Origin of the sequence: Pseudarthrobacter sulfonivorans, from assembly GCF_014712225.1 — a bacterium.
Taxonomy (GTDB): Bacteria; Actinomycetota; Actinomycetes; order Actinomycetales; family Micrococcaceae; genus Arthrobacter; species Arthrobacter sulfonivorans.
The window spans coordinates 192,029-213,763 of record NZ_JACXBW010000004.1; the positions used below are offsets into that span (position 1 = coordinate 192,029).

Annotated in this window: 20 protein-coding genes; 12 read left to right on the forward strand and 8 right to left on the reverse strand. The window is 65.6% G+C overall.

Features of this window, described 5'->3' with window-relative positions; all coding sequences use genetic code 11:
• Nucleotides 1-5 precede the first annotated feature (5 nt).
• From IAQ70_RS07155 to IAQ70_RS07165, 3 genes are read right to left on the reverse strand one after another with little or no spacing between them, the layout of a single operon-like run.
• On the reverse strand, nucleotides 6-356 hold the full coding sequence (locus IAQ70_RS07155; RefSeq protein WP_190988623.1) for a DUF485 domain-containing protein: 351 nt from the start codon (nucleotides 354-356) through the stop codon (nucleotides 6-8).
• Nucleotides 353-1,072 carry a LytR/AlgR family response regulator transcription factor gene (locus IAQ70_RS07160; protein WP_190988624.1) on the reverse strand — a complete coding sequence of 240 codons (720 nt, stop codon included), beginning with the start codon at nucleotides 1,070-1,072 and terminating at the stop codon, nucleotides 353-355. Before IAQ70_RS07160 ends, IAQ70_RS07155 begins: the two co-directional genes overlap by 4 nt.
• A gap of 59 nt (nucleotides 1,073-1,131) precedes the next feature.
• Nucleotides 1,132-2,322 carry a sensor histidine kinase gene (locus IAQ70_RS07165; protein WP_190988625.1) on the reverse strand — a complete coding sequence of 397 codons (1,191 nt, stop codon included), beginning with the start codon at nucleotides 2,320-2,322 and terminating at the stop codon, nucleotides 1,132-1,134.
• Between the two features lie 182 nt (nucleotides 2,323-2,504).
• On the opposite strand from IAQ70_RS07165, the gene IAQ70_RS07170 reads away from it, so the two are divergent.
• Both IAQ70_RS07170 and IAQ70_RS07175 read left to right on the forward strand, forming a co-directional pair.
• On the forward strand, nucleotides 2,505-2,885 hold the full coding sequence (locus IAQ70_RS07170) for a DUF485 domain-containing protein (RefSeq protein ID WP_190988626.1): 381 nt from the start codon (nucleotides 2,505-2,507) through the stop codon (nucleotides 2,883-2,885).
• Nucleotides 2,882-4,498 carry a solute symporter family protein gene (locus IAQ70_RS07175; RefSeq protein WP_190988627.1) on the forward strand — a complete coding sequence of 539 codons (1,617 nt, stop codon included), beginning with the start codon at nucleotides 2,882-2,884 and terminating at the stop codon, nucleotides 4,496-4,498. The genes IAQ70_RS07170 and IAQ70_RS07175 overlap by 4 nt, the downstream gene beginning before the upstream one ends.
• 112 nt (nucleotides 4,499-4,610) lie before the next feature.
• On the opposite strand, the gene IAQ70_RS07180 is transcribed toward IAQ70_RS07175, so the two are convergent.
• Entirely contained in the window at nucleotides 4,611-5,357 is a 747-nt protein-coding gene (locus IAQ70_RS07180; protein WP_223859307.1) for a hypothetical protein, read from the reverse strand.
• Between the two features lie 158 nt (nucleotides 5,358-5,515).
• On the reverse strand, nucleotides 5,516-5,992 hold the full coding sequence (locus IAQ70_RS07185; RefSeq protein WP_190988628.1) for an Lrp/AsnC family transcriptional regulator: 477 nt from the start codon (nucleotides 5,990-5,992) through the stop codon (nucleotides 5,516-5,518).
• 195 nt (nucleotides 5,993-6,187) lie between these two features.
• Here IAQ70_RS07185 and pdhA point away from each other — a divergent pair, with 195 nt between their 5' ends.
• From pdhA to IAQ70_RS07200, 3 genes are read left to right on the forward strand one after another with little or no spacing between them, the layout of a single operon-like run.
• Nucleotides 6,188-7,363: a pyruvate dehydrogenase (acetyl-transferring) E1 component subunit alpha gene (gene pdhA, locus IAQ70_RS07190; RefSeq protein WP_190988629.1), complete on the forward strand. Its 1,176-nt coding sequence runs from the start codon at nucleotides 6,188-6,190 to the stop codon at nucleotides 7,361-7,363.
• A complete protein-coding gene (locus IAQ70_RS07195) occupies nucleotides 7,363-8,373 on the forward strand; it encodes an alpha-ketoacid dehydrogenase subunit beta (RefSeq protein ID WP_190988630.1) in 1,011 nt (336 codons plus the stop codon). The genes pdhA and IAQ70_RS07195 overlap by 1 nt, the downstream gene beginning before the upstream one ends.
• Before the next feature lie 8 nt (nucleotides 8,374-8,381).
• Complete coding sequence (locus tag IAQ70_RS07200) at nucleotides 8,382-9,755, forward strand: dihydrolipoamide acetyltransferase family protein (RefSeq protein ID WP_190988631.1); 1,374 nt, start codon at nucleotides 8,382-8,384, stop codon at nucleotides 9,753-9,755.
• A 99-nt stretch (nucleotides 9,756-9,854) separates the two neighbouring features.
• Here IAQ70_RS07200 and IAQ70_RS07205 read toward each other — a convergent pair whose 3' ends face one another.
• A complete protein-coding gene (locus IAQ70_RS07205) occupies nucleotides 9,855-10,499 on the reverse strand; it encodes an SACE_7040 family transcriptional regulator (RefSeq protein ID WP_190988742.1) in 645 nt (214 codons plus the stop codon).
• Between the two features lie 174 nt (nucleotides 10,500-10,673).
• On the opposite strand from IAQ70_RS07205, the gene IAQ70_RS07210 reads away from it, so the two are divergent.
• The 7 genes from IAQ70_RS07210 to IAQ70_RS07240 all read left to right on the forward strand — a co-directional run bounded on the left by IAQ70_RS07210 (nucleotide 10,674) and on the right by IAQ70_RS07240 (nucleotide 18,857).
• Nucleotides 10,674-12,281 carry a carboxyl transferase domain-containing protein gene (locus tag IAQ70_RS07210; RefSeq protein WP_190988632.1) on the forward strand — a complete coding sequence of 536 codons (1,608 nt, stop codon included), beginning with the start codon at nucleotides 10,674-10,676 and terminating at the stop codon, nucleotides 12,279-12,281.
• A gap of 13 nt (nucleotides 12,282-12,294) precedes the next feature.
• Nucleotides 12,295-14,550 carry an acetyl/propionyl/methylcrotonyl-CoA carboxylase subunit alpha gene (locus IAQ70_RS07215; protein WP_190988743.1) on the forward strand — a complete coding sequence of 752 codons (2,256 nt, stop codon included), beginning with the start codon at nucleotides 12,295-12,297 and terminating at the stop codon, nucleotides 14,548-14,550.
• A 2-nt stretch (nucleotides 14,551-14,552) separates the two neighbouring features.
• Nucleotides 14,553-15,716, forward strand: a complete 1,164-nt coding sequence (locus IAQ70_RS07220; RefSeq protein ID WP_190988633.1) for an acyl-CoA dehydrogenase family protein — start codon at nucleotides 14,553-14,555, stop codon at nucleotides 15,714-15,716.
• Nucleotides 15,717-15,782: 66 nt separating this feature from the next.
• On the forward strand, nucleotides 15,783-16,601 hold the full coding sequence (locus IAQ70_RS07225) for a CoA transferase subunit A (protein ID WP_190988634.1): 819 nt from the start codon (nucleotides 15,783-15,785) through the stop codon (nucleotides 16,599-16,601).
• 2 nt (nucleotides 16,602-16,603) lie between these two features.
• The gene (locus tag IAQ70_RS07230) at nucleotides 16,604-17,371 is read left to right on the forward strand and encodes a CoA transferase subunit B (protein WP_190988635.1); all 768 of its coding nucleotides are present in this window, start codon (nucleotides 16,604-16,606) and stop codon (nucleotides 17,369-17,371) included.
• Nucleotides 17,368-18,006, forward strand: a complete 639-nt coding sequence (locus IAQ70_RS07235) for a MaoC family dehydratase (protein ID WP_223859311.1) — start codon at nucleotides 17,368-17,370, stop codon at nucleotides 18,004-18,006. Before IAQ70_RS07230 ends, IAQ70_RS07235 begins: the two co-directional genes overlap by 4 nt.
• The gene (locus IAQ70_RS07240; protein ID WP_190988636.1) at nucleotides 18,003-18,857 is read left to right on the forward strand and encodes an HpcH/HpaI aldolase/citrate lyase family protein; all 855 of its coding nucleotides are present in this window, start codon (nucleotides 18,003-18,005) and stop codon (nucleotides 18,855-18,857) included. The genes IAQ70_RS07235 and IAQ70_RS07240 overlap by 4 nt, the downstream gene beginning before the upstream one ends.
• A gap of 75 nt (nucleotides 18,858-18,932) precedes the next feature.
• Here the strand turns inward: IAQ70_RS07240 and IAQ70_RS07245 are convergent, their stop codons facing one another.
• Together IAQ70_RS07245 and IAQ70_RS23160 are read right to left on the reverse strand one after the other, a co-directional pair.
• The gene (locus IAQ70_RS07245) at nucleotides 18,933-20,399 is read right to left on the reverse strand and encodes a lipase maturation factor family protein (RefSeq protein WP_190988637.1); all 1,467 of its coding nucleotides are present in this window, start codon (nucleotides 20,397-20,399) and stop codon (nucleotides 18,933-18,935) included.
• A gap of 90 nt (nucleotides 20,400-20,489) precedes the next feature.
• Nucleotides 20,490-21,704: a DUF2510 domain-containing protein gene (locus IAQ70_RS23160; RefSeq protein WP_190988638.1), complete on the reverse strand. Its 1,215-nt coding sequence runs from the start codon at nucleotides 21,702-21,704 to the stop codon at nucleotides 20,490-20,492.
• Nucleotides 21,705-21,735 lie beyond the last annotated feature (31 nt).

A 21,735-nucleotide genomic window follows, 5' to 3' on the forward strand; every position in this document is an offset into this window, starting at 1 on the left:
GGAGATCACTTGTCCCCGGCCAGATCGCGGTACCTGGCCTCATTCCGGGCGGCGGTGCGGATAAAGAGCCAGGCGCTGAGTCCAATGATCGGGTAAATCCCCGCACCCAGCAGCAGCCAGTCGAAGGGGATGCCCCAAATCCGGGTGTCGGCCAGGCCGGGCACTGCTGCCAGCAACACCGGGAAGGCGCCCAGGATCAGCATGAAGCCGACGGCCACCACCAGGGCAAGCCGAAGCTGGGAACGGATCAGGGACCGGACGAAAACCTGTCCCACCTCTGATTCCTCGGCAGCTTCGCGTGTTTCGCCGGCCGGGCGGGGCACCGAGCGCGGTGCGGTAACGCGGACGCGGGTCATGCCTGCGGCCGGATGCGGGTGGCTTCCAGCTTTTCCCTGACCGTGGGAAGGTGGCGGCGGCTGATGGGAAGGCTGGCGCCGGCCACCGAGACGCTGGGCCTGTCGGCAGCCAGCTTCATGGACGAGACGTGCTTCAGTGCCACCAGGTAGGACCGGTGTGTCCTGATGAAGCCCGCGTCCGCCCATTGCTGCTCCAAATCGGCCAGCGGCACCCGGATCAGGAAACTGGCGTCGGCAGTGTGCAGCCGGGCGTAGTCTCCTTGCGCCTGGACGTACGTGACGTCGTCGCGCCGGATCATCCTGGTGGTGCCGCCCTGGTCGACGGTGATCATCTCAGGTGCGGCGCCGCCGTCGCGCAGCAGCTCACTGATCCTGCCCACCGAGCGGGCCAGCCGCTCAGCCCGGATGGGCTTGAGCAGGTAGTCCACGGCGGCGAGTTCGAAGGCTTCCAGGGCGCAGTCCTCGTCCGCGGTGACAAACACGACGGCCGGCTTCTTGGTGCTGCGGGAGATGGCGCGGGCAACATCAAGGCCGGACACGGCAGGCATGTGGATGTCCAGGAAAACGGCGTCCACGGATTCGCTGGTGAGGGCCCGCAGCGCCTCGGAACCGGAGGAGGCCCGGTGAATGGTGCCGATGCGGTCGTCCCTGCCCAGCAGATAGGCCAGTTCCTCGACGGCGGGTAGCTCGTCGTCGGCGACGAGGACATTAATCATGGTCCTACATTATCTGCCGGAGGCGGTTGGAAGCAGGCGGCTGGATCAGGGCGCCGGATTCAGGCATCATGGCCGGGCTGGGACTTCGGTACGCGCAGGGTGATCAGCGTCCCTTCACCCGGTGCGGTCTCTATCACCAGTCCGTGCTGGTCCCCGTAAACCTGGCGGAGCCGGGCGTCCACGTTGCGCAGCCCCACGTGGTCCCCGTCCCGGTGCCCCGCGAGCATGGACTGGAGTTCGGCGGGATCCATCCCCACGCCGTCGTCCTCGATCGTTACCTCCGCGAAGGCACCCGAATCGTTGGCAGTGATGGTGATGTGGCCGGCGCCCTCCTTGGCCTCAAGGCCGTGCCGCACCGCGTTTTCCACCAGCGGCTGCAGGCTCAGGAACGGGATGACCGTGCCCAGCACCTCGGGCGCGATCCGCAGGCTGACCTGCACGCGCTCCCCGAACCGGGCCCGCTCCAGCAGAAGGTACCGGTCGATGCAGCGCAGTTCCTCGGCGAGGGTGGTGAAGTCACCGTGCCGCCGGAAGGAGTACCTTGTGAAGTCCGCGAACTCCACCACGAGTTCCCGGGCCCGCTCGGGGTCCGTGTTGATGAACGAGGCAATGGCGTTGAGCGAGTTGTAGATGAAATGCGGGCTGATCTGGGCCCGCAAAGCCCGAACTTCGGCCTCCATCAGCAGCGTCCGGGACGCGTCCAGCTCCGCGAGCTCCACCTGGACGGCCACCCAGTCGGCCACTTCGCTGGTGGCCCGCACCAGTCCGGCACCTGCCGAGGGGGCAAACGCCGCCACCGCGCCCACCACTCGTGAGCCGGCGCGCACCGGTGCGATGACGGCGGCCAGGGCGCCGGAGGCAGGCTCCGCACCCAGCTCCCTGGCCTGGAGCACAGTGGTGCGTCCACCAGTCAGGACGTCAGCGGCCAGGCCCATTAGCAGCGGCTTCAGCTCCTCGGCCGCCCCATCCCAGGCGAGCACGCCCGCTGTGTCTGTGATGGCCAGCGCATCGCAGCCCAGCAAGGCGCGCAGCTGCTTGCTCGCCTTCGCAGCGCCCGTCGGATTGAGTCCTGTGCGCAGGTGCTGCCCCGCCCGGGACGCCGCGTGGAGGGTCTTGTAGGTAGCCTGCTCGGCGTCGGTGCCCAGCTCGCGGAAAGACCGCAACAGCTTGATTCCCAGACCAACGACGACGGCGATCGCCAGGGTGATCACTGCAACTGCGGCGGCAGTCAGGAGGGGGGAGTCCGGCATGCTGCCAGCGTAGCGTCGGCTGCCGTTAGGCGCAGCATCGTGACCGTTGGGCGACCGTTCAGGCCGTCGCTATGGAATGCAGCCCCTGCGCGCGCGCACAGTGATTGCAGTCACATTGGCGGCACCCCTGTATGCAGGAGTGGCTGGCTGGTGGACCAGTCAACTCTCAACGAGGAGGAACGATGGGTAATGATGCCCGGATTCCGGACGCAGCGGCGCCCGTGGACTTCGAAGAAGTCCAGTCGACCGCGCGGTTCCAGGAATTGCGCAAACGTCACCGCAGTTTTGTATTCCCGATGGCCGTAGCGTTCCTGCTGTGGTATTTCGCGTACGTCCTGCTGGCGGACTACGCAGTCGGTTTTATGTCCACAAAGGTGTGGGGCAATATCAACATCGGCCTGATCCTGGGCCTCCTGCAGTTTGTGTCCACGTTCGCCATCACCGGCTGGTATGTCAGCTACTCCAACCGGAAACTTGACCCCATTGCGGCGGAGATCCGCCACGAGATCGAAGGCCATGAATTTGATAAAGACGGCAACCGCGTGACCGGAGTGAACAAATGATCGGGATTGCCACGTCAGTTGACGTCGCCCAGCTCAAGGAAACCACGCTCCTCAATATGGGGATCTTCGGCCTGTTTGTTGCCGTCACCATGGTGATCGTGCTGCGGGCAAGCCGGAACAACAAAACGGCCGCGGACTACTACGCGGCCGGCCGTTCGTTCACGGGCTCCCAGAACGGAACCGCCATTGCAGGCGACTACCTGTCCGCCGCCTCATTCCTGGGCATCACCGGGGCCATTGCCGTCAACGGCTATGACGGCTTTATGTACTCCATCGGTTTCCTGGTGGCCTGGCTCGTGGCTCTGCTGCTCGTGGCGGAACTGCTGCGGAACACCGGCAAATTCACCATGGCCGATGTCCTCTCGTTCCGGCTCAAGCAGCGGCCGGTCCGCATCGCGGCCGCCATTTCCACCCTGGCCGTCTGCTTTTTCTACCTGCTCGCGCAGATGGCCGGAGCCGGCAGCCTGATCTCGCTGCTGCTGGGCATCAGCGACTGGGGCGGCCAGGCTCTGGTGATTATCGTGGTGGGTGCGCTCATGATCATGTACGTCCTGATCGGCGGCATGAAGGGCACCACCTGGGTCCAGATCATCAAGGCGATCCTGCTCATTGCCGGTGCAGCCGTGATGACGCTGTGGGTGCTGGCCATCTACGGCTTCAACCTCTCCAGCCTCCTCGGCGCAGCCGTTGAAACCTCGGGCAACCCGGCCGTGCTGAACCCGGGCCTGCAGTACGGCAAGAGCGAAACGTCCAAGCTGGACTTCATGTCCCTGGGCCTCGCGCTGGTCCTCGGCACGGCTGCCCTGCCCCACGTCCTGATGCGCTTCTACACCGTCCCGACGGCCAAGGAAGCCCGCAAGTCCGTGGTGTGGTCGATCTGGCTGATCGGGCTCTTCTACCTCTTCACCCTGGTGCTCGGTTACGGTGCAGCCGCACTGGTTGGTGCGGAGACCATCAAGACGGCCCCGGGCGGCGTGAACGCGGCAGCACCGCTGCTCGCTTTCCACCTGGGCGGCCCGCTGCTGCTGGGCTTCATCTCGGCTGTGGCCTTTGCGACCATCCTCGCGGTAGTTGCCGGCCTCACCATCACCGCGGCCGCATCCTTTGCCCATGACATCTACGCCAACGTGATTTCCAAGGGCAAGGCCGACGCCGACACCGAGGTCAAGGTGGCCCGGCGCACCGTAGTGGTCATCGGCATCCTCGCCATCCTCGGCGGCATCCTCGCCAACGGACAGAACGTGGCCTTCCTGGTGGCCCTTGCCTTTGCCGTGGCGGCATCGGCCAACCTGCCCACCATCGTCTACTCCCTGTTCTGGCGGCGGTTCACCACCCAGGGTGCGGTGTGGAGCATGTACGGCGGTTTGGGCTCGGCCATCCTCCTGATCATCTTCTCGCCCGTCGTCTCCGGCGCCGCGACGTCCATGATCAAGGACGCCCACTTCGCCCTCTTCCCGCTCAGCAACCCGGGCATCGTGTCCATCCCGCTCGCGTTCCTGCTCGGCTGGCTCGGCACCGTGCTGGACAAGAAGCGCGAAGACACCGCCAAGCAGGCTGAAATGGAAGTACGGTCACTCACCGGCGTCGGTGCGGAGAAGGCCGTGGACCACTAACGGCAGGCAAACGAACGACGGCGGCCCGGAAGCCGCCGTCGTTCGCTTGGCAAGGCCCGCAGCCCCTTCGGGGGCCGCGGGCCTTTCCTGTGCCTTGAGTATGCCTTGGGCCCTATGCCTTGGGCTTGATCTTGATGTTGATCATCTTGAGTTCGTCGGTGCCCTCGAAGCGGTAGACGAGGTCGATGTTCTTGCCGTCATTGCACGCGATGAGGCCCGCCACGTCGGCTGCCTTGGCGCCGTTGTCCGTGCTGGCCTTGACCTCGTTGTACGTGGGCTTGCAGGAGTTGTCCATCTCCAGCGTCTTGATGCCGGCAATGAACGCTTCCTTGGATACCTGCTCCTGGAGGGCAGGGTCAAGGTAGTCGTCGTAGGCCCTGGACGTGTCGCCGGCAATCACGAGTTTCGTGAAGTTGTCCGCGAGGCTCCTGGCTTGGTTGGTGGGTCCGGCAACAACATTTGCCAGGATCACCACGCCGAGGATGACCAGCAGCAGGACGCCGCCCGCCACACCCAGGATGGTCCACAGCCGCCGGCGGCCCCGCGCGGGGGGCTGCTCACCGGGGAGCCCGAACGGCCCGTCGGCCGGGGGCTGCTTATCGGGGAGCCCGAACGGCCCGTCGGCCAGGGGTTGTGCGGGAGCGCCGTACTGTGCGGGAGCGCCGTATTGACCCGTGCCGCCGTATTGCCCGGGGGCCGCATACCGTCCGGCCCCAGCGTACTGTCCCGGCGCAGGATATTGACCAGGGGTGCCGTCCTGTCCCGGGGTCTCAGGCTGACCCGCCACTGGCTGTTGCTGCGGCTGCCGGGGCCAGGGCGCCGGCTGGACAGGCTGGTGCGGTTCCTGAGGGTTGCTCACATGGAGCCTTTCCGGCAACGCGGTGGCACTGCCTTTTTGCTGGGGGCCGCTGGGCGGTACCCGCGGATCTACCTGGGACCAGCCTATAGCCCCGTCCACGGGGTGGGCGTCGGCCAAAGTACCGCGGAAACACAATTTTGGGTCAGGTTTTCGGCGCCCTAGCTATCCTGGCCGGATCCCCGGTCCAGGAGTGGCTGGATGCGGAAGGGAATGAGTTCGCCCATCGCCAGCGCAGTATCGGTCCGGTCCACTCCGTCGCACGCCAGGATCTTTCCGTTGATCCGGAAGAGGTCTTCGGCGTCCAAGGCCACCACACGAAGCAGGAGATCGGCGGAGCCCGTCAGGCCATACCCTTCGAGTATCTCCGGTATGCCGGCAAGGTCATGGGCCAACTGTCCCAGCTTCTGCTGCTGGACGTGGACCGAGATGAAGGCCATCAGCGGGTACCCCAGCGATGCCGGGTTGATCCGGCGCTCGAAGGACAGGAAGACGTGTTTCTTCTCCAGCTGGGCCATGCGCGCCTGGACAGTGTTCCGGGACAGTCCCAGCTTCTGGGCAAGTGCCACCACCGTGCGCCGGGGGTCGCCGGCCAAGGCTGAGAGCAGCCGGGTGTCGGTGCCATCCAGAGTGTGCATAATGCGCAACGTTAGCACGGTAAAGCCACCCCAGACAGGGCATACTGCTCAGTATCCGCGGCGGTAGTTGTACCCATTGAACATTGTGAGTAGGGTCACAATTATCCGGGGCAACGGCGCCCGGGCGGCTGGCGGCCGGCGGGACCACAAGTCTCCAAGCTCCGGTCAAACGACGTGAGAAGGTTGCGTGCCATCGTGTCTACAGACGAAACGGGCCAGGGCGGAACGGCGGGGACTCCCGCCGGCAGTGCAGGAAGCCACAGTGGATCCGGCAGGAACCTGATCCAACTGATCACCCCGGAAGGGGAGCGGATCAGCCATCCGGAATTCGACCCCTGGGTCAAAGACATCGGGGACGAGCAGCTGTGCTCCCTCTTTGAAGACCTGACGGTCGTCCGGCGCATCGACGTCGAGGCGACCGCGCTCCAGCGCCAGGGGGAACTCGGTCTTTGGCCGCCGTTGCTGGGCCAGGAAGCTGCGCAGACCGGGTCGGCCCGGGCACTCCGCAGCGATGACTTTGTCTTCTCCAGCTACCGGGAAAACGGTGTGGCCTACTGTCGCGGCGTGGGCCTGACGGACATTTTGCGGGTCTGGCGCGGAAACGCCGCCTCCGGCTGGGACCCGTACACCGTGAACATGGCCACCCCCCAGATCATCATCGGTGCACAGACCCTGCATGCCACCGGGTATGCCATGGGCATCCAGAACGACGGCGCCGACTCAGTGGCGGTAACCTACTTCGGCGACGGTGCCACGAGTGAAGGCGACGTCAACGAGGCCATGGTCTTTGCCGCAAGCTTCCAGGTGCCGGTGGTCTTCTTCTGCTCCAACAACCACTGGGCCATCTCGGAACCGGTGCGGCTGCAGTCCCACGTGCAGCTCGCGGACAGGGCTGCCGGATTCGGAATTCCGAGCCTCCGGGTGGACGGCAACGACGTCCTGGCCGTGATGGCAGCCACGCGCGTGGCCCTGGACCGTGCCCGGCACGGCGGCGGACCCACGTTCATCGAAGCCGTCACCTACCGCATGGGGCCGCACACCACTGCTGACGATCCCACCCGCTACCGCGACGCCAATGAACTCGAAGACTGGGCCGCGAAGGACCCCATCGAGCGGATCAAGACCCTCCTGGACCGGAAGGGCCTGTTCACGGACCAGTTCCAGCAGCACGTCAGGGACAAAGCGGATGAAGTGGCCCGCGAACTGCGTGCCGGCTGCATCGGAATGCCCGAGCCTGAGCCACTGGATGTCTTCAAGCACGTGTACAGCTCACCCAACTCATGGCTTGACCGGCAGCAGGATCACTATGCCCGTTACCTTGCTTCTTTCGGCGACCCCGCAGAAGCCACGTCCCAGGAAGGTGCACGCTGATGACCCAGATGACCTTTGCCCGTGCCATCAATTCCGGCCTGCGCAAATCACTCGAAAATGATCCCAAGGTCGTCCTCCTGGGCGAGGATATTGGCACCCTCGGCGGTGTGTTCCGCGTGACGGACGGTCTGCAGAAGGACTTCGGCACACACCGCGTGGTGGACACACCGCTGGCTGAATCCGCCATCATCGGCACCGCCGTCGGCCTCGCCTACCGCGGCTACCGGCCCGTAGTGGAAATCCAGTTCGACGGATTCATCTATCCTGCCTTCGACCAGATCGTCAGCCAGGTGGCCAAGATGCACTACCGCACCCTGGGTACGGTGAAGATGCCCATCACCATCCGCGTCCCCTTCGGCGGCGGCATCGGTTCGCCCGAACACCACTCCGAGTCGCCCGAGGCGTACTTCACCCACACCTCCGGGCTGAGGGTGGTGACAGTCTCCAATCCGCAGGATGCCTACACAGTGATCCAGCAGGCCATTCGTTCTGATGACCCGGTCCTGTTCTTCGAACCCAAACGCCGTTACCACGATAAAGGCGAAGTGGACGAGGGCCTGGACCTATCGAACGCACTGCCGATGGACACTGCCCGTGTGCTTACCGAAGGCACCGATGTGACCCTCGTCGCCTACGGACCGCTGGTCAAGACTGCCCGGGATGCCGCCACCGCTGCCGCCGACGAAGGGATCTCCATCGAGGTCATCGACCTGCGCTCGCTGGCGCCGGTGGATTACGCCACCGTGGAAGCGTCCGTGCGGAAGACGGGCCGGCTGGTGATAACGCACGAGGCCGGCCAGTCAGGGGGCGTTGGCGCGGAGGTTGCTGCCAGCATCACCGAACGGTGCTTCTACCACCTTGAAGCGGCCCCCGTCCGCGTCACCGGGTTCGATGTTCCCTACCCCTATTCCAAGGTGGAGATGCATCACCTGCCCGGGCTGGACAGGATCCTCGACGGCGTGGACCGTGCACTGGGGCGGCCCAACTCACTCAGCGGGCTGGAAGGATGAGCGCCACCATGATCAAGGAATTCAGGCTCCCGGACCTTGGTGAAGGCCTCACGGAATCCGAAATCGTCAGCTGGAAAGTCGCGGTGGGGGACACTGTGAGCCTGAACCAGGTGATTGCCGAGGTTGAAACGGCCAAGGCTGTGGTGGAGTTGCCGTCTCCTTTCGCCGGCGTGATCGCTGCGCTTCACGAACAGCCCGGCACGGTGGTGGAGGTCGGTAAGCCGATCGTCTCGTTTGAGGTGCCGGACGACGCCGGCGCGTCACCTGCCGGGGCTGCTCCGGCTGAGGCGGAAACCCCCAAGCGGCAACCCAACCTGGTAGGGTACGGCGCCGTCGTCGAAAGTTCCGGCCGTCCGGCGCGGCGGCAGCGCAACTTTGGTACTCCCGCGGTTAAGTCCGTCGGAACCCAGCCTGCCGCCACCCCTGCGGTTGAGCCGGCCGAAACCAAGGCCGCTGAGACCCATTCCTTCGAGCGGCCGCGCTCAACACCGCCGGTACGGAAGCTGGCCAAGGACCTCGGCGTCGAGTTGGCAGCAGTCCCCGGCACGGGAGTCCATGGCCTGATCACCCGGGAGGATGTCCGCAATCACGTTGGCGGCGGAGACGTTCCGGTGGCGGCACGCCATCTGTCCGCCGTATCCGACGCCGCTGCCCCGGCCGGTCGGACCGCTGCCCAGGGCGGCAGGGAAGTCCGCACTCCCATCAAGGGCGTCCGGAAGTTCACTGCGGCCGCGATGGTGGCAAGCGCGTTCACCGCCCCGCATGCCACGGAGTTCCTCACGGTGGATGTCACCCCCACCATGGATCTGCTCGCCAAGCTGAAAACAAGCCGGGCTTTTGCGGACCACAGGCTGACTCCGCTGACCCTTGTGGCCAAGGCAGTGCTGGTCGCGCTCCGGCGGAACCCGTCGCTGAACTCGAGGTGGGACGAGGCCAACCAGGAGATTGTGCAGTTCAATTACGTGAACCTCGGCATTGCCGCAGCGACGCCCCGCGGGCTCACCGTTCCGAACATCAAGGACGCCGAAGCCATGTCGCTGCTGGAACTCTCGGAAGCGCTGACTGCGCTGACCGAAACAGCCCGGGCAGGCAAGACCGCTCCGGCTGAGCTGGCTGACGGGACCATCTCCATCACCAACATCGGGGTCTTCGGGATCGACGCCGGCACGCCCATCCTGAACCCGGGCGAGGCAGCCATCCTGGCCGTCGGCGCGGTCCGGAAGATGCCGTGGGCATTCCAGGACGAAGTGGCTCTTCGCCAGGTCATGACCCTGAGCCTCTCGTTCGACCACCGCCTGGTGGACGGGGAGCAGGGCTCACGGTTCCTTGCCGACGTCGGCGCCATCCTCGCCGACCCCGGCATGGTGCTCACGATGGTCTAAGCGGCAGGTCTACAGCAACGCGAGGTCACTTTCCGCCCGATAATCCGACTTTATGGGCAGGAAGTGACCCCGAGTTGCCGGGTGGAACCACAGGCATTGTCAGGCTGCCGGGCCGTCCACCGTCAGGGCCGCCAGCGCCATGCTTTCCAGCAACGGGCGGGCAGTCCTGGGCGCGATCTTGCGGCCGTGGCTGCGCACCGAGTGGGGCGTGGAGTTGATCAGGCCGAAGGTGGCGTGCGCCCGCATCCGCAGTTCGGCCGCGTCAACGGTGGGGTGCAGCCGGGCCAGGACATCCACCCACAGTTCCACATAGCTTCGCTGCAGCGCCCGGACCTCCGACTGGTCCGCGAGGGTGAGGTTGCTGAAGTCCCTGTCCTGGACGCGGATGACGTCCGGCTTGCCCAGGGCAAAATCGACCTGGAACCCCACAAGCCGACGGAGCGCCGCGAGCGGATCACTGGTTTCGGCGGCCACGCGCCGGCCACCTGCCAGGAGGTCCCGGCTGACCGTCAGCAGCAGGTCGCCCAATACCGCCTGCTTGCCCGGGAAATGGCGATACACGGCCGGGCCACTGACGCCCGCCGCCGCACCGAGATCCTCCAGCGACACGCGGTTGAACCCGTTCACCGCGAAGAGCGATGCTGCGGCAGTCAGCAGTGCCTGGCGTCGGATCTCCTTGGCCTGGCTGCGCTGGGTCCCGGGAACCGGCTGGGCGCCGGGGACCGGTTGCGCAGGTGGGGTGATGGACACGATTCCTCCTCGGACCCGCAAATTTTAGCAACGCGTCCATGTGTTGGACATCACAGTTAATAAAGACTAACCTAAATCTCAGTTACACAACACTAACCGAGTAGTGTTCGCGGCTCCGCAGGGGGACTTGCGGCAGCAGCTCTCACAGAACAGGATCGGACCGCGTCGATGGAGACCCTCATCAGCCGGCTTGACGCCGCAAGTGACGCGTTTGCGGCCAACAGGACAGCGCAGCTGAGCCTCGCCAGTGAACTGCGGGCCAGGCTGGCCGGGGCTGCCCTGGGCGGGCCGGAGAAATCGCGCGAGCGCCATGTGGCCCGCGGGAAGCTCCTGCCGCGCGAACGCATCGACCGGTTGCTGGATGACGGCAGCCCGTTCCTGGAAATCGCACCGCTGGCTGCCAACGGCATGTACAACGATGAGTCGCCGGGTGCCGGGGTTATCGCCGGCATCGGGCTGGTGCACGGCCGGCAGGTGCTGGTGATCTCCAATGACGCCACCGTCAAGGGCGGCACCTATTACCCGATGACGGTCAAGAAGCACCTCCGGGCCCAGGAAATCGCCCTGGAGAACAGGCTGCCGTGCGTCTACCTCGTGGACTCGGGGGGAGCGTTCCTGCCCAAGCAGGACGAGGTGTTCCCCGACAAGGAGCATTTTGGCCGGATCTTTTATAACCAGGCCAGGCTCTCCGCGGCGAAGATTCCGCAGATCGCCTCGGTCATGGGCTCCTGCACGGCCGGCGGCGCGTACGTTCCGGCCATGAGCGACGAGACGGTCATTGTCCGGAACCAGGGCACCATCTTCCTGGGCGGTCCTCCGCTGGTGAAGGCCGCGATCGGCGAAATCGTCACCGCTGAGGAGCTCGGCGGCGGCGACGTCCATTCGAAAATCTCGGGTGTCACGGACCATCTGGCCGAGAACGACGAACACGCCCTGCAGATCATCCGCGACATCGTGGCCACGCTCCCCAGGCCGGCAGCCCCCGCATGGGAGGTGGACGCCGTCGTCGAGCCTGTAGCGGACCCAGCCGAGCTCTACGGTGCGGTGCCCACGGACGTTAACGCGCAGTATGACGTCCGCGAGGTGATTGGCAGGCTGGTGGACGGCAGCAAATTCCACGAGTTCAAGAAGGAGTACGGCACCACTCTGGTCACCGGCTTCGCCAGGCTGCACGGACACCCGGTGGGGATCGTGGCCAACAACGGCGTCCTGTTCAGCGAGTCGTCGCTGAAGGGAGCGCACTTCATCGAACTGTGCGACCAACGCGGCATCCCGCTGGTTTTCCTGCAGAACATCTCCGGATTCATGGTGGGCAAGGCTTCCGAGCAGGGCGGCATCGCCAAGAACGGCGCCAAGATGGTCACCGCGGTGGCCACGGCCCGCGTGCCCAAGCTGACCGTGGTGATCGGCGGGTCCTTCGGGGCAGGCAATTACTCCATGTGCGGCCGGGCTTACTCGCCGCGTTTCCTCTGGATGTGGCCGGCCAGCAGGATCTCGGTCATGGGCGGGAACCAGGCCTCGAGCGTCCTCGCCACCGTCAAACGCGACCAGTACGAGGCCCGGGGTGAGGACTGGTCAGCCGCGGACGAGGACGCTTTCAAGGCCCCGATCAAGCAGCAGTACGAGGACCAGGGCAGCCCGTACTACTCCACCGCCCGCCTCTGGGACGACGGTGTGATCGACCCTGCCGAAACCCGCACCGTCCTGGGACTGGCGCTCGACGTCGTCTCCCGCACCCCCCTGCCGGAGACCTCCTTCGGCCTCTTCCGGATGTGAGCCCGCTGTGACTATGCCTTCACGGACATCTCCCGCACCAGCCAGCACCCCCACACCCGAACAGCCCCTCTTCGGCACAGTCCTCGTGGCCAATCGCGGCGAAATCGCCTGCCGCGTGATCCGCACGCTGCGCGCCCTGGGCATCCGTTCCGTGGCCGTCTACAGCGATGCCGACGCCGGAGCCCGCCACGTGCGCGACGCCGACGCTGCCGTGCGGATCGGCCCGGCCTCCGCCGCGGAGAGTTACCTGAAAATCGAGGCCATCATCCGGGCCTGCCGCGACACCGGCGCCGAGGCCGTCCACCCGGGCTACGGGTTCCTGAGCGAGAACGTCGACTTTGCCCGCGCCCTGGAAAAGGCCGGCATCACCTTCATCGGACCGGGCGTCGAATCCCTGAATGTGATGGGCGACAAGATCCGGTCCAAGAACCACGTGGCGGGCTACGGCGTTCCCGTGGTGCCGGGCGTTGCCGAGCCGGGGATGACGGACGCGCAACTGATGGAATCGGCGGCCGCCGTCGGCTTCCCGTTACTGATCAAACCCTCCGCAGGCGGCGGCGGGAAGGGCATGCACATCGTGGAACGGCCCGAGGAGCTCGGGTCCACGCTGGCCACTGCCCGCCGGGTTGCCGCCAGCGCCTTCGGTGACGACACCCTCTTCCTGGAGCGGCTGGTGCGCACGCCGCGGCACATCGAGGTCCAGGTCCTCGCCGACAACCACGGCAACGTGATTCACCTGGGGGAGCGCGAGTGCTCGCTGCAACGCCGCCACCAGAAAGTCATCGAGGAAGCCCCGTCGCCGCTGCTGGACGGGCTTAACGACGGCGGCGCCACCCGTGCCAGGATCGGCGAGGCTGCCTGCCAGGCGGCACGCAGCGTCCACTACAGCGGTGCCGGCACCGTGGAGTTCCTCGTGTCCGACGAGGCACCGGACGAGTTCTTCTTTATGGAAATGAACACCCGGCTCCAGGTGGAGCACCCCGTCACCGAAATGGTGACGGGCATTGACCTCGTTGAGTGGCAGGTGCGGATCGCCGCCGGCGAGGAACTCACCGTCCGCCAGGCCGACGTCGAACTTAACGGGCACGCCGTTGAAGCCCGCGTCTACGCGGAAATCCCGGAACGGAACTTCCTGCCGTCGGCGGGCGAAGTTGTGCTGCTGGACGAGCGGGGCGCAATCTTCACTGCCATGGACGACCTTGGTTCCTTCACCCCTGCGTCCGCTGATCCGGAAATCCGCATTGATTCCTCGCTGGTTGAGGGTCTCGAAATTTCCAGCGACTACGACCCCATGGTGTCCAAGGTGATTGCCTGGGGCCGGGACCGTACTGCGGCGCTGGACAAGCTGGACACCGCACTCTCGCGCTACACGGTGCTGGGCATCGACACCAACGTCGAATACCTGCGCCTGCTGATCAACGACGCCGACGTCCGCGCCGGCCGGCTCGACACGGGCCTGATCGAGCGGAAGATGCCGGACTTTGCGTTCCGCCGCATCGGAGACGCCGAGCTGATGGCCGCAGCCCTGCAGTTCTGGGTCCTGGCTAAAGGGCCCTTGACCGTGGGATCCCCTTGGGACACCACGCAGGGATGGCGCCTCGGCGCACCGGCGTCCTGGCGGATGAGCTTCGGCGTTCCCGGCGGCGGGATTGCCACCGTGGCCGTCACATGGCTGAGCAACCTCGATCTGGGCCACGCGCTTGTCAGCGTCAATGACGGTCCTGCCCACAAGGTCATTGTGATCGGCCTGTCCAGTAACAACATCTACCTGGAAATCGACGGTCCGGAACTGCGGTTCGCGCTAGGCAGTTTCCGGGACGACTACCCGCCCCAGGGCAATCCGCAAACCGTGTATGTGGGCAACGGCGGGTGGTCCTGCCGGCTGGAAGTACTGAACCGGGAGTCACGGCTTGCCCGGGTACTCGCCGCCATCGAGCGCGAGGAAGGTATTGCCGACCCGGAAGTCCGCTCGCCCATGCCCGGAACGGTGGTATCCGTTGCCGTCAGCAACGGTGACACCGTGGAGGCCGGCCAGGTCCTCCTCTCCGTGGAAGCCATGAAGATGGAGCACCAACTGGTGGCGGAGGTGGCCGGCACGGTGCACACCAGCGTCAAAGCGGGCGATCTGGTGAAGGCAGACCAGATACTGGCCACCATCCACGCATCGACCAACGATGCACTTTCCAACGATGCACTTTCCAACGACGCGTTCGGGGATCCAGCCATGAACGCAATCAACGAACCGACCACCACAGGCGAGGGAGCCTAACCATGCCGGATTTTGAACTCAGCGGGGAATACCAGGACCTCAGCGACACCGTCCGCGACTTCGCGGATAACGTCGTGGCACCGGTGTCCGCCAAGCACGATGAGGAACACAGCTTCCCCTATGAAATCGTGAAGCAGATGGCAGACATGGGCCTCTTCGGGCTGCCGTTCCCGGAGGAACACGGCGGGATGGGCGGTGACTACTTTGCGCTCGCGCTCGCCCTCGAACAGTTGGGCCGGGTGGACCAGTCCGTGGCCATCACGCTGGAGGCCGGCGTCTCGCTGGGCGCCATGCCCGTCTACCGGTTCGGCACCGAGGCGCAGAAAGAGGAGTGGCTGCCGATGCTGGCCTCGGGCCAGGCGCTCGCAGGCTTCGGCCTCACGGAGCCGGAAGCCGGTTCGGACGCCGGTGGCACCAAAACCCACGCCAAACGTGACGGCGGGCAGTGGGTCATCAACGGCAACAAGGAGTTCATCACCAACTCCGGCACAGACATCACCCGTCTGGTCACCGTCACCGCCGTCACCGGCCAGTCAGAGCGCGCGGACGGCAGCATCAAGAAGGAGATCTCCACCATCCTGGTGCCCACCGACACCCCGGGGTTCAAAGCGGAAAAGGCCTATAACAAGGTGGGCTGGAACGCCTCGGACACGCATCCGCTGACGTTGAAGGACGTCCGCGTGCCGGAGGAAAACCTGCTGGGCGAGGAAGGGCGCGGTTACGCAAACTTCCTGTCCATCCTGGACGAGGGCCGGATCGCCATCGCCGCGTTGGGGACGGGGGCAGCGCAGGGCTGCGTGGACCTGTCCGTGAAATACGCGAAGGAACGCAGCGCCTTCGGGCAGAACATCGGCAAGCACCAGGCCATCGCGTTCAAGATCGCCCGCATGCAGGCGCGTGCGCACACCGCCCGCCTGGCGTACTACGATGCCGCAGCCAGAATGCTGGCGGGCAAGCCGTTCAAGTCGCAGGCAGCCATCGCTAAGATGGTCGCAGGTGAGGCAGCCATGGACAACGCGCGGGACGCCACCCAGGTGTTCGGCGGCTATGGTTTCATCAACGAATTCACCGTGGCACGCCACTACCGCGACTCCAAAATCCTGGAGGTGGGGGAAGGCACCACGGAGGTCCAGCTGATGCTGATAGCCCGCGAACTCGGACTGTAGCAAGCCAGCTGGTTCGGGAACGCCACCCGGTGGTCGAGCCTGTCGAGACCCTTGAAAGGACCAACGATGATCAACAAGGTTGTTGCCAGCGCCGAGGAAGCCGTAGCTGACATCCCGGACGGCGCGTCGCTCGCAGTCGGCGGGTTCGGCCTGTGCGGAATCCCCGTGGCCCTGATTGATGCCCTGCACCGGCGTGGAACCAAAGACCTGGAGACGGTGAGCAACAACTGCGGCGTGGACGACTGGGGGCTTGGCGTCCTGCTCCACGACGGCCGCATCCGGCGGACAACCAGCTCCTACGTCGGCGAAAACAAGGAGTTCGCCCGCCAGTACCTGGCCGGTGAGCTGGAAGTCGAGCTAACTCCGCAGGGCACCCTCGCAGAGAAACTCCGCGCGGGCGGAGCCGGGATCCCGGCCTTTTACACCAAAGCGGGGGTGGGCACGCAGGTGTCCGAGGGCGGGCTCCCGCAGAAGTACGACGCCGACGGCGGGGTTGCGATCGCCTCCGCACCTAAGGAGGTGCGGACTTTCAACGGGGTTGACTACGTCCTTGAGGAGTCACTCACGCCCGATTACGGCCTGGTGCACGCGTGGAAGGGTGACCGCCACGGCAACCTGGTCTTCCACGCCACGGCCATGAACTTCAACCCGCTCTGCGCCACGGCAGGCAGGATCACCATCGCCGAAGTGGAGGAGCTGGTGGAACCGGGCGAACTGGATCCGGAGCATGTCCACGTCCCAGGCATCTTCGTCCAGCGCGTGGTGCTGGTCCCCGACGGCGAAAAGCGGATTGAAAAGCGGACCGTGTCCCTGGCTGCGACCCCGGACGCGGTGGGCGGCGCTGAAACCGGCGCGTCGCCAGCAACCCAACAGGCAGGAGCGTAGCCATGGAGTCCACCAGCCCGCAGGGAGCGCCTCCCCGCCCGGAAGCCGTCCGGCCCGAATACCGGCGTGCCGCCGTCGGGCACGCCGATGGCACCAACCCGGACACCAAAGGATGGACCCGCAACGAGCTTGCCGCCCGGGTTGCACGTGAGCTCAGCAACGGCCAGTACGTCAACCTGGGCATCGGCATGCCCACGCTGATCCCCAACTACATCCCGGCCGGGATTGAAGTGGTGCTGCACTCGGAGAACGGCATTTTGGGCGTCGGACCCTACCCGGCCGAGGACGCCGTGGATCCGGACCTGATCAACGCCGGCAAGGAAACTGTCACCGTCAACAAAGGAGCCGCATTCTTCGATTCGGCCTCCTCATTTGGCATGATCCGAGGCGGCCACGTTGACGTGGCCGTGCTGGGCGCCATGGAGGTGGCACAGAACGGGGACCTGGCCAACTGGATGATCCCCGGCAAGATGGTCAAGGGTATGGGCGGGGCCATGGACCTCGTGTTCGGCGCCAAAAAGGTGATCGTGATGATGGAACACGTTGACCGCAACGGCCGCCCCAAGATCGTGGAGAACTGCACCCTGCCGCTGACGGGCAAGGCCTGCGTGGACCGGATCATCACAGACCTCGCCGTGATCGATATTGTCACCGAGGGCGGACGGTCCCGGCTGGTGCTGCGTGAACTGGCACCCAACGTGTCCGTCGAGGAGGTCGCGGCGGCCACGGGCGCCGAGCTCTTCGAAGAGGACCAGGAGCTCACCGTATGACGGACGGGGCAACCACCGAGGGAACAGGCGCAACCGCCGGGGGCGCTGGCGCAAGTGGCCGCACCAGAGTGGTCGAACAGCGGGGCCTGTACTTCGACGAGCTCGAGCAGGACGTTGTGTACGCGCACCGGCCCGGACGCACCGTGACGGAGACGGATAACGTCCTGTTCACCACCCTCACCATGAACACCCAGGCACTGCACCTGGACGCCGCCTGGAGCGCAGCCCAGCCCTTCGGCCAGCGGCTGGTCAACTCCATGTTCACGCTATCCACGCTGGTGGGGCAGTCCGTGTCGCAGCTGACCCAGGGCACCATTATCGCCCAGTTGGGCCTGACAGATGTGTCCTTTCCGCACCCGCTCTACCACGGGGACACGCTCTATACAGAGACCGTCATTACGCAGAAGCGGCTCTCGAAATCACGGCCCGGCCAAGGAATTGTGACCATGCAGCACACCGGCAGGAACCAGGACGGCAGGGTGGTGGCCCTGGCCACCCGGAGCTGCCTGATGTGGACCCGCGAGGCTCACAGCGGCCAGCCGGCAGATCCCAACCGGGGGAGCCAACAGGGGAGTGGCCAAGGCAGCGGACAGGGGAGTCAACAGGGCAGCGAAAAGGGGACAATATCCCTATGACATTTGTAATGGGACCCGCCCTCCTGTTCTGCCCCGCGGACCGCCCGGAGCGTTACCAAAAGGCCTCCGAGCGCGCGGACGCCGTCATCCTGGACCTGGAGGATGCCGTGGCCCCCGCGGACAAGCAGCGGGCCCGCGGCGCCATACTTGCCCAGCTCGGAGCAGCCGGCGACGGGCCCGAGCTGGACCCCAGCCGGACCATCGTCAGAATCAATCCGGCCGGCACCGAGGAGTTCGGGCGGGACCTGCACTGCCTGGCGCACACACCCTACCGGACGGTGATGCTGGCCAAGGCCGAGAACGCGGCCCAGCTCGAAGCACTGGCGGACTTCCACGTCATTGCCCTGTGCGAGACCGCCGCCGGAATCCTCAACGCGCCTGCCATCGCAGCGGCGCCCAACGTGGTGGCCCTCATGTGGGGCGCCGAGGACCTCCTCGCGTCGTTGGGCGGGACCTCCAGCAGAACGGACGACGGCGGCTACCGCGCCGTGGCGCTGCAGGCCAGATCCACCGTGCTGCTCGCCGCCCGCGCCTTCGGAAAGGAAGCCGTGGACGCCGTCTACGTCAACATCCCCGACCTTGACGGACTCGCGGTCGAAGCCGCCGATGCCGTGGCGTCCGGGTTCAGCTCCAAGGCGTGCATCCACCCCACCCAGGCCAACGTGGTCCGTAGCGCCTACGCCCCGTCCGAAGCCGACGTGGCAGCCGCCCAGGAACTGCTGCGGGCCGCCGCCGCGGCCGGGTCAGGCGTCTTTAAGCACAAAGGGAACATGATCGACGGCCCCATCCTCAAGCACGCCGAAGCAACTCTCCGCCGGGCCGGAGCGCAGGCACGGGTCACTGGCTCCTGAAACCGTCCGGCCTGAAACCTGCCGTCCTGAACCGTCCGTCCTCAAACCTGCCGTCCTGAACATTGCCGTCCCTGATTAGCGCCGCCGCCTTTGGGAACCGCGCAGCGACAGCGGCGGAATGGCCTCATACAGCAGTGTCCGCACCCACCGCTCCCCGCTACCCCGGAACTCAGACCGGGTAGCGAAACGGTACAGGTAACTGTTGACGCGCACCCAATGCGGCGGTTCGCCGTCGAACGGGTCCTCACGAAGCAGCCGCAGGGTCCGGGAATCAGCCTCGAGGAGCTTGCCCAGGAAGGCGTAGAACCATTCCTCGTGGACTGTGCGCAGCGGAAGGAACCACATCAGCCAGTCCAGCCGCAGGTGGTAGGGCGCCCACTGCCGCGGCAGTCGGCGGACGTCGCCCGGCTTGCCTTTGAACCCGTACTCGCGCCAGTCCGCAGCGTCGTCCGGTTCCGCGTCCAGTGTGCCTTCAACGACGATCTCGATGCGCTGCTTGGTCACTGTCCCGAACGCACCGTAGGTGTTGACCAGCTGCCAGCGGTTGAAGCTGGCGTTCATGAGCTGACCCTTGGAGATGAGGTTCCGTAGCGGCCAATAACTCAGGACCACCAACAGCAAGGTCGCGGCGAGGAAAATTGCGAGCCAGTAGGGCGGATTTCCGCGCGAGCCCGCCTCGGGGTCCCAGTCCAGGGGCAGGAACGGGAGCACGGCATGGGCCACCGAGTCGCTGACAGCGGCGAATGCCAGCACAATGGCCATCCAGTTCAGCCACGCAAAGTTGCCGCTGGCCACAAGCCACAACTGCGTAAAGACCACAATGCCCGCGGCGATGCTGGCCAGCGGCTGCGGGGCGAAGAGGAAAAACGGGACCACCAGCTGGGCGAAGTGATTCCCGAGCACCTCCAGCCGGTGAAAGGGCTTCGGGAGCAGATGCGCCTGCCGGCTCAAGGGTCCGGGCATCGGCTGGGTTTCGTGGTGATAGTACAGGGCCGTCAGGTCACGCCATTCCCGGCCGCCCCGGATCTTGATCATGCCCGCGCCGAACTCCAGGCGGAACACCAGCCAGGCCACCAAAATCAGGATCGTGCGGGGCGGTTCCGTTTGGTCTGAGCCAAGGAACGCGACCGTGAACCCGGCCTCCAGAAGCAGCATTTCCCAGCCGAAGCCGTAGAACGTCTGGCCAACGTTCGATATCGACATGTACAGCAGCCACAGGGCCAGGAACGCGATCAGCGGCACCCATGGCGGGCCCCGCTGGGGAAGGCCGGCCACCAGCGTCGCCGAGATGGCCAGTCCCGCGGCGCACACCCAGCGCAGCAGCCTGTCCGAGTAGTGCCAGCGGAAGAGGGTGGGACGGCGCAACACGCTGAACCCCTCCAGATAACGGGGAACCGGAAGCAGCCCGTGTTCACCGAGCAGCGCCGGGAACTGGTTCAGGGTGGACAGGAAGGCCACGAAGTACAGCACTGCGATGCCTCGCTGCAGCACCAGCCGAGCGAATTCGTAGTCCGGAGCGTCGAACCAGGAAACCCAGTCCACGCACTCCACGTTACGCCCCCTGCGCGACGCCGGCGCGTTAAAGAACGGCGGCCCGCCTAGCCCGGTGCTTCAATCGGGCAGCTTTTGCGCTCAAGCCTTCATTCTGATTCTTGAGGTCCATGCTGAACCGTCCCAGTATCGCAAAGGTGCCACACCCTGTGGGTCCGGGTAGAAGCCGGGCGAGAGTGCGCCCGCCATGGAGTGGGCTGATGCCGGTTGGGATGGGGCCGGTGGCGCGTCTTCATCGAACGAAAGATCTATGATGGCCGCCTGCAGGACCGGAGCCGCCTCCGCCCGGCGGGCCGTCTGCAGCGCGCGTGCGGCCACCTTTTCTGCCCGCAGTCTTTCTGCCTCGGTGCGCTTCGCTTCCTTGGCGCGCTCGGCTTCCTCGCGTTTCTGTTCCGCTATCCGGGTTTTCTCCCGGGCGGCATCGGCTTTCTCTTGCTCGACTTCTTCTTGCCGACGCTGGATGCGGGTGAGCGCCTCCCGGAGGCCCGGAACGCTGGAGTCCTCCGCCAGGATCTTCTCTAGGTCCGCCGTTGCACGCGCAAATGCGCCCTCAGCCAGACTGATCTCGGAACGAAGGGCCAAGGCCTGAAACCGCAAGCCGCTCCCGTACTTCTTGCTCGCCGTCAGGGCCTTAATGCACTCCTTGGCAGCGACGAGCTCACCCAGTGCCAGGTGCGACTTGGCCCGGAATATGGCCAGCATGGCGGTGAATTCTGAATCAATGCCGACGCCGTTCGTAAGTCGAAGAACCTCGTGCCAGTCCTGCAGGTCGACATAGAGGTCGGCCAGGCTCAACAGAGCCGGATAGCTTGGATCCAAGGCCTCAACGTAGTTCACTGCTGCTTGCGTCTGACCCTGAAGCTGCAGCACTTCGGCAAGCGCGAGGGTCGCCGCATCGTGTGACAGTGGCAACTCCACGGACACATCGCCGGCGATGCCGAGCCTCAGCCAGTAGCCCGAGAGGTATTTTTGGGTAAACGCATGCGATTCCAGTCCGCCCCCAAGAGAGAGTGCCGTGCGGAGGTACTCGGCTGCCGGGTCCATCCGTCCGTGGCTCAAGTGCCTCAAACCCAGCAGAACGTTTCCAAGCTTTGCGTATTGCGGGTGCGCCAGCACCGTCTCGTCGAGGCTTAGCGCCTCCGGCTGCGAGAGAAAGCTATAGAGGGCCTTTTCTTCCTTCGGCGCGAAGATCCCTGGACGCGCCGACGCGATTGCCGGAGCCGGGGCCGGCGTTCTGACAGAAGCGGGCCTTGAAGAAGCCGGGGCCCTTCTTGCCGTAGTCTTGCGGCCGCCCACATAGGTGCTCACGCCGCTTGTGGAGACCCGG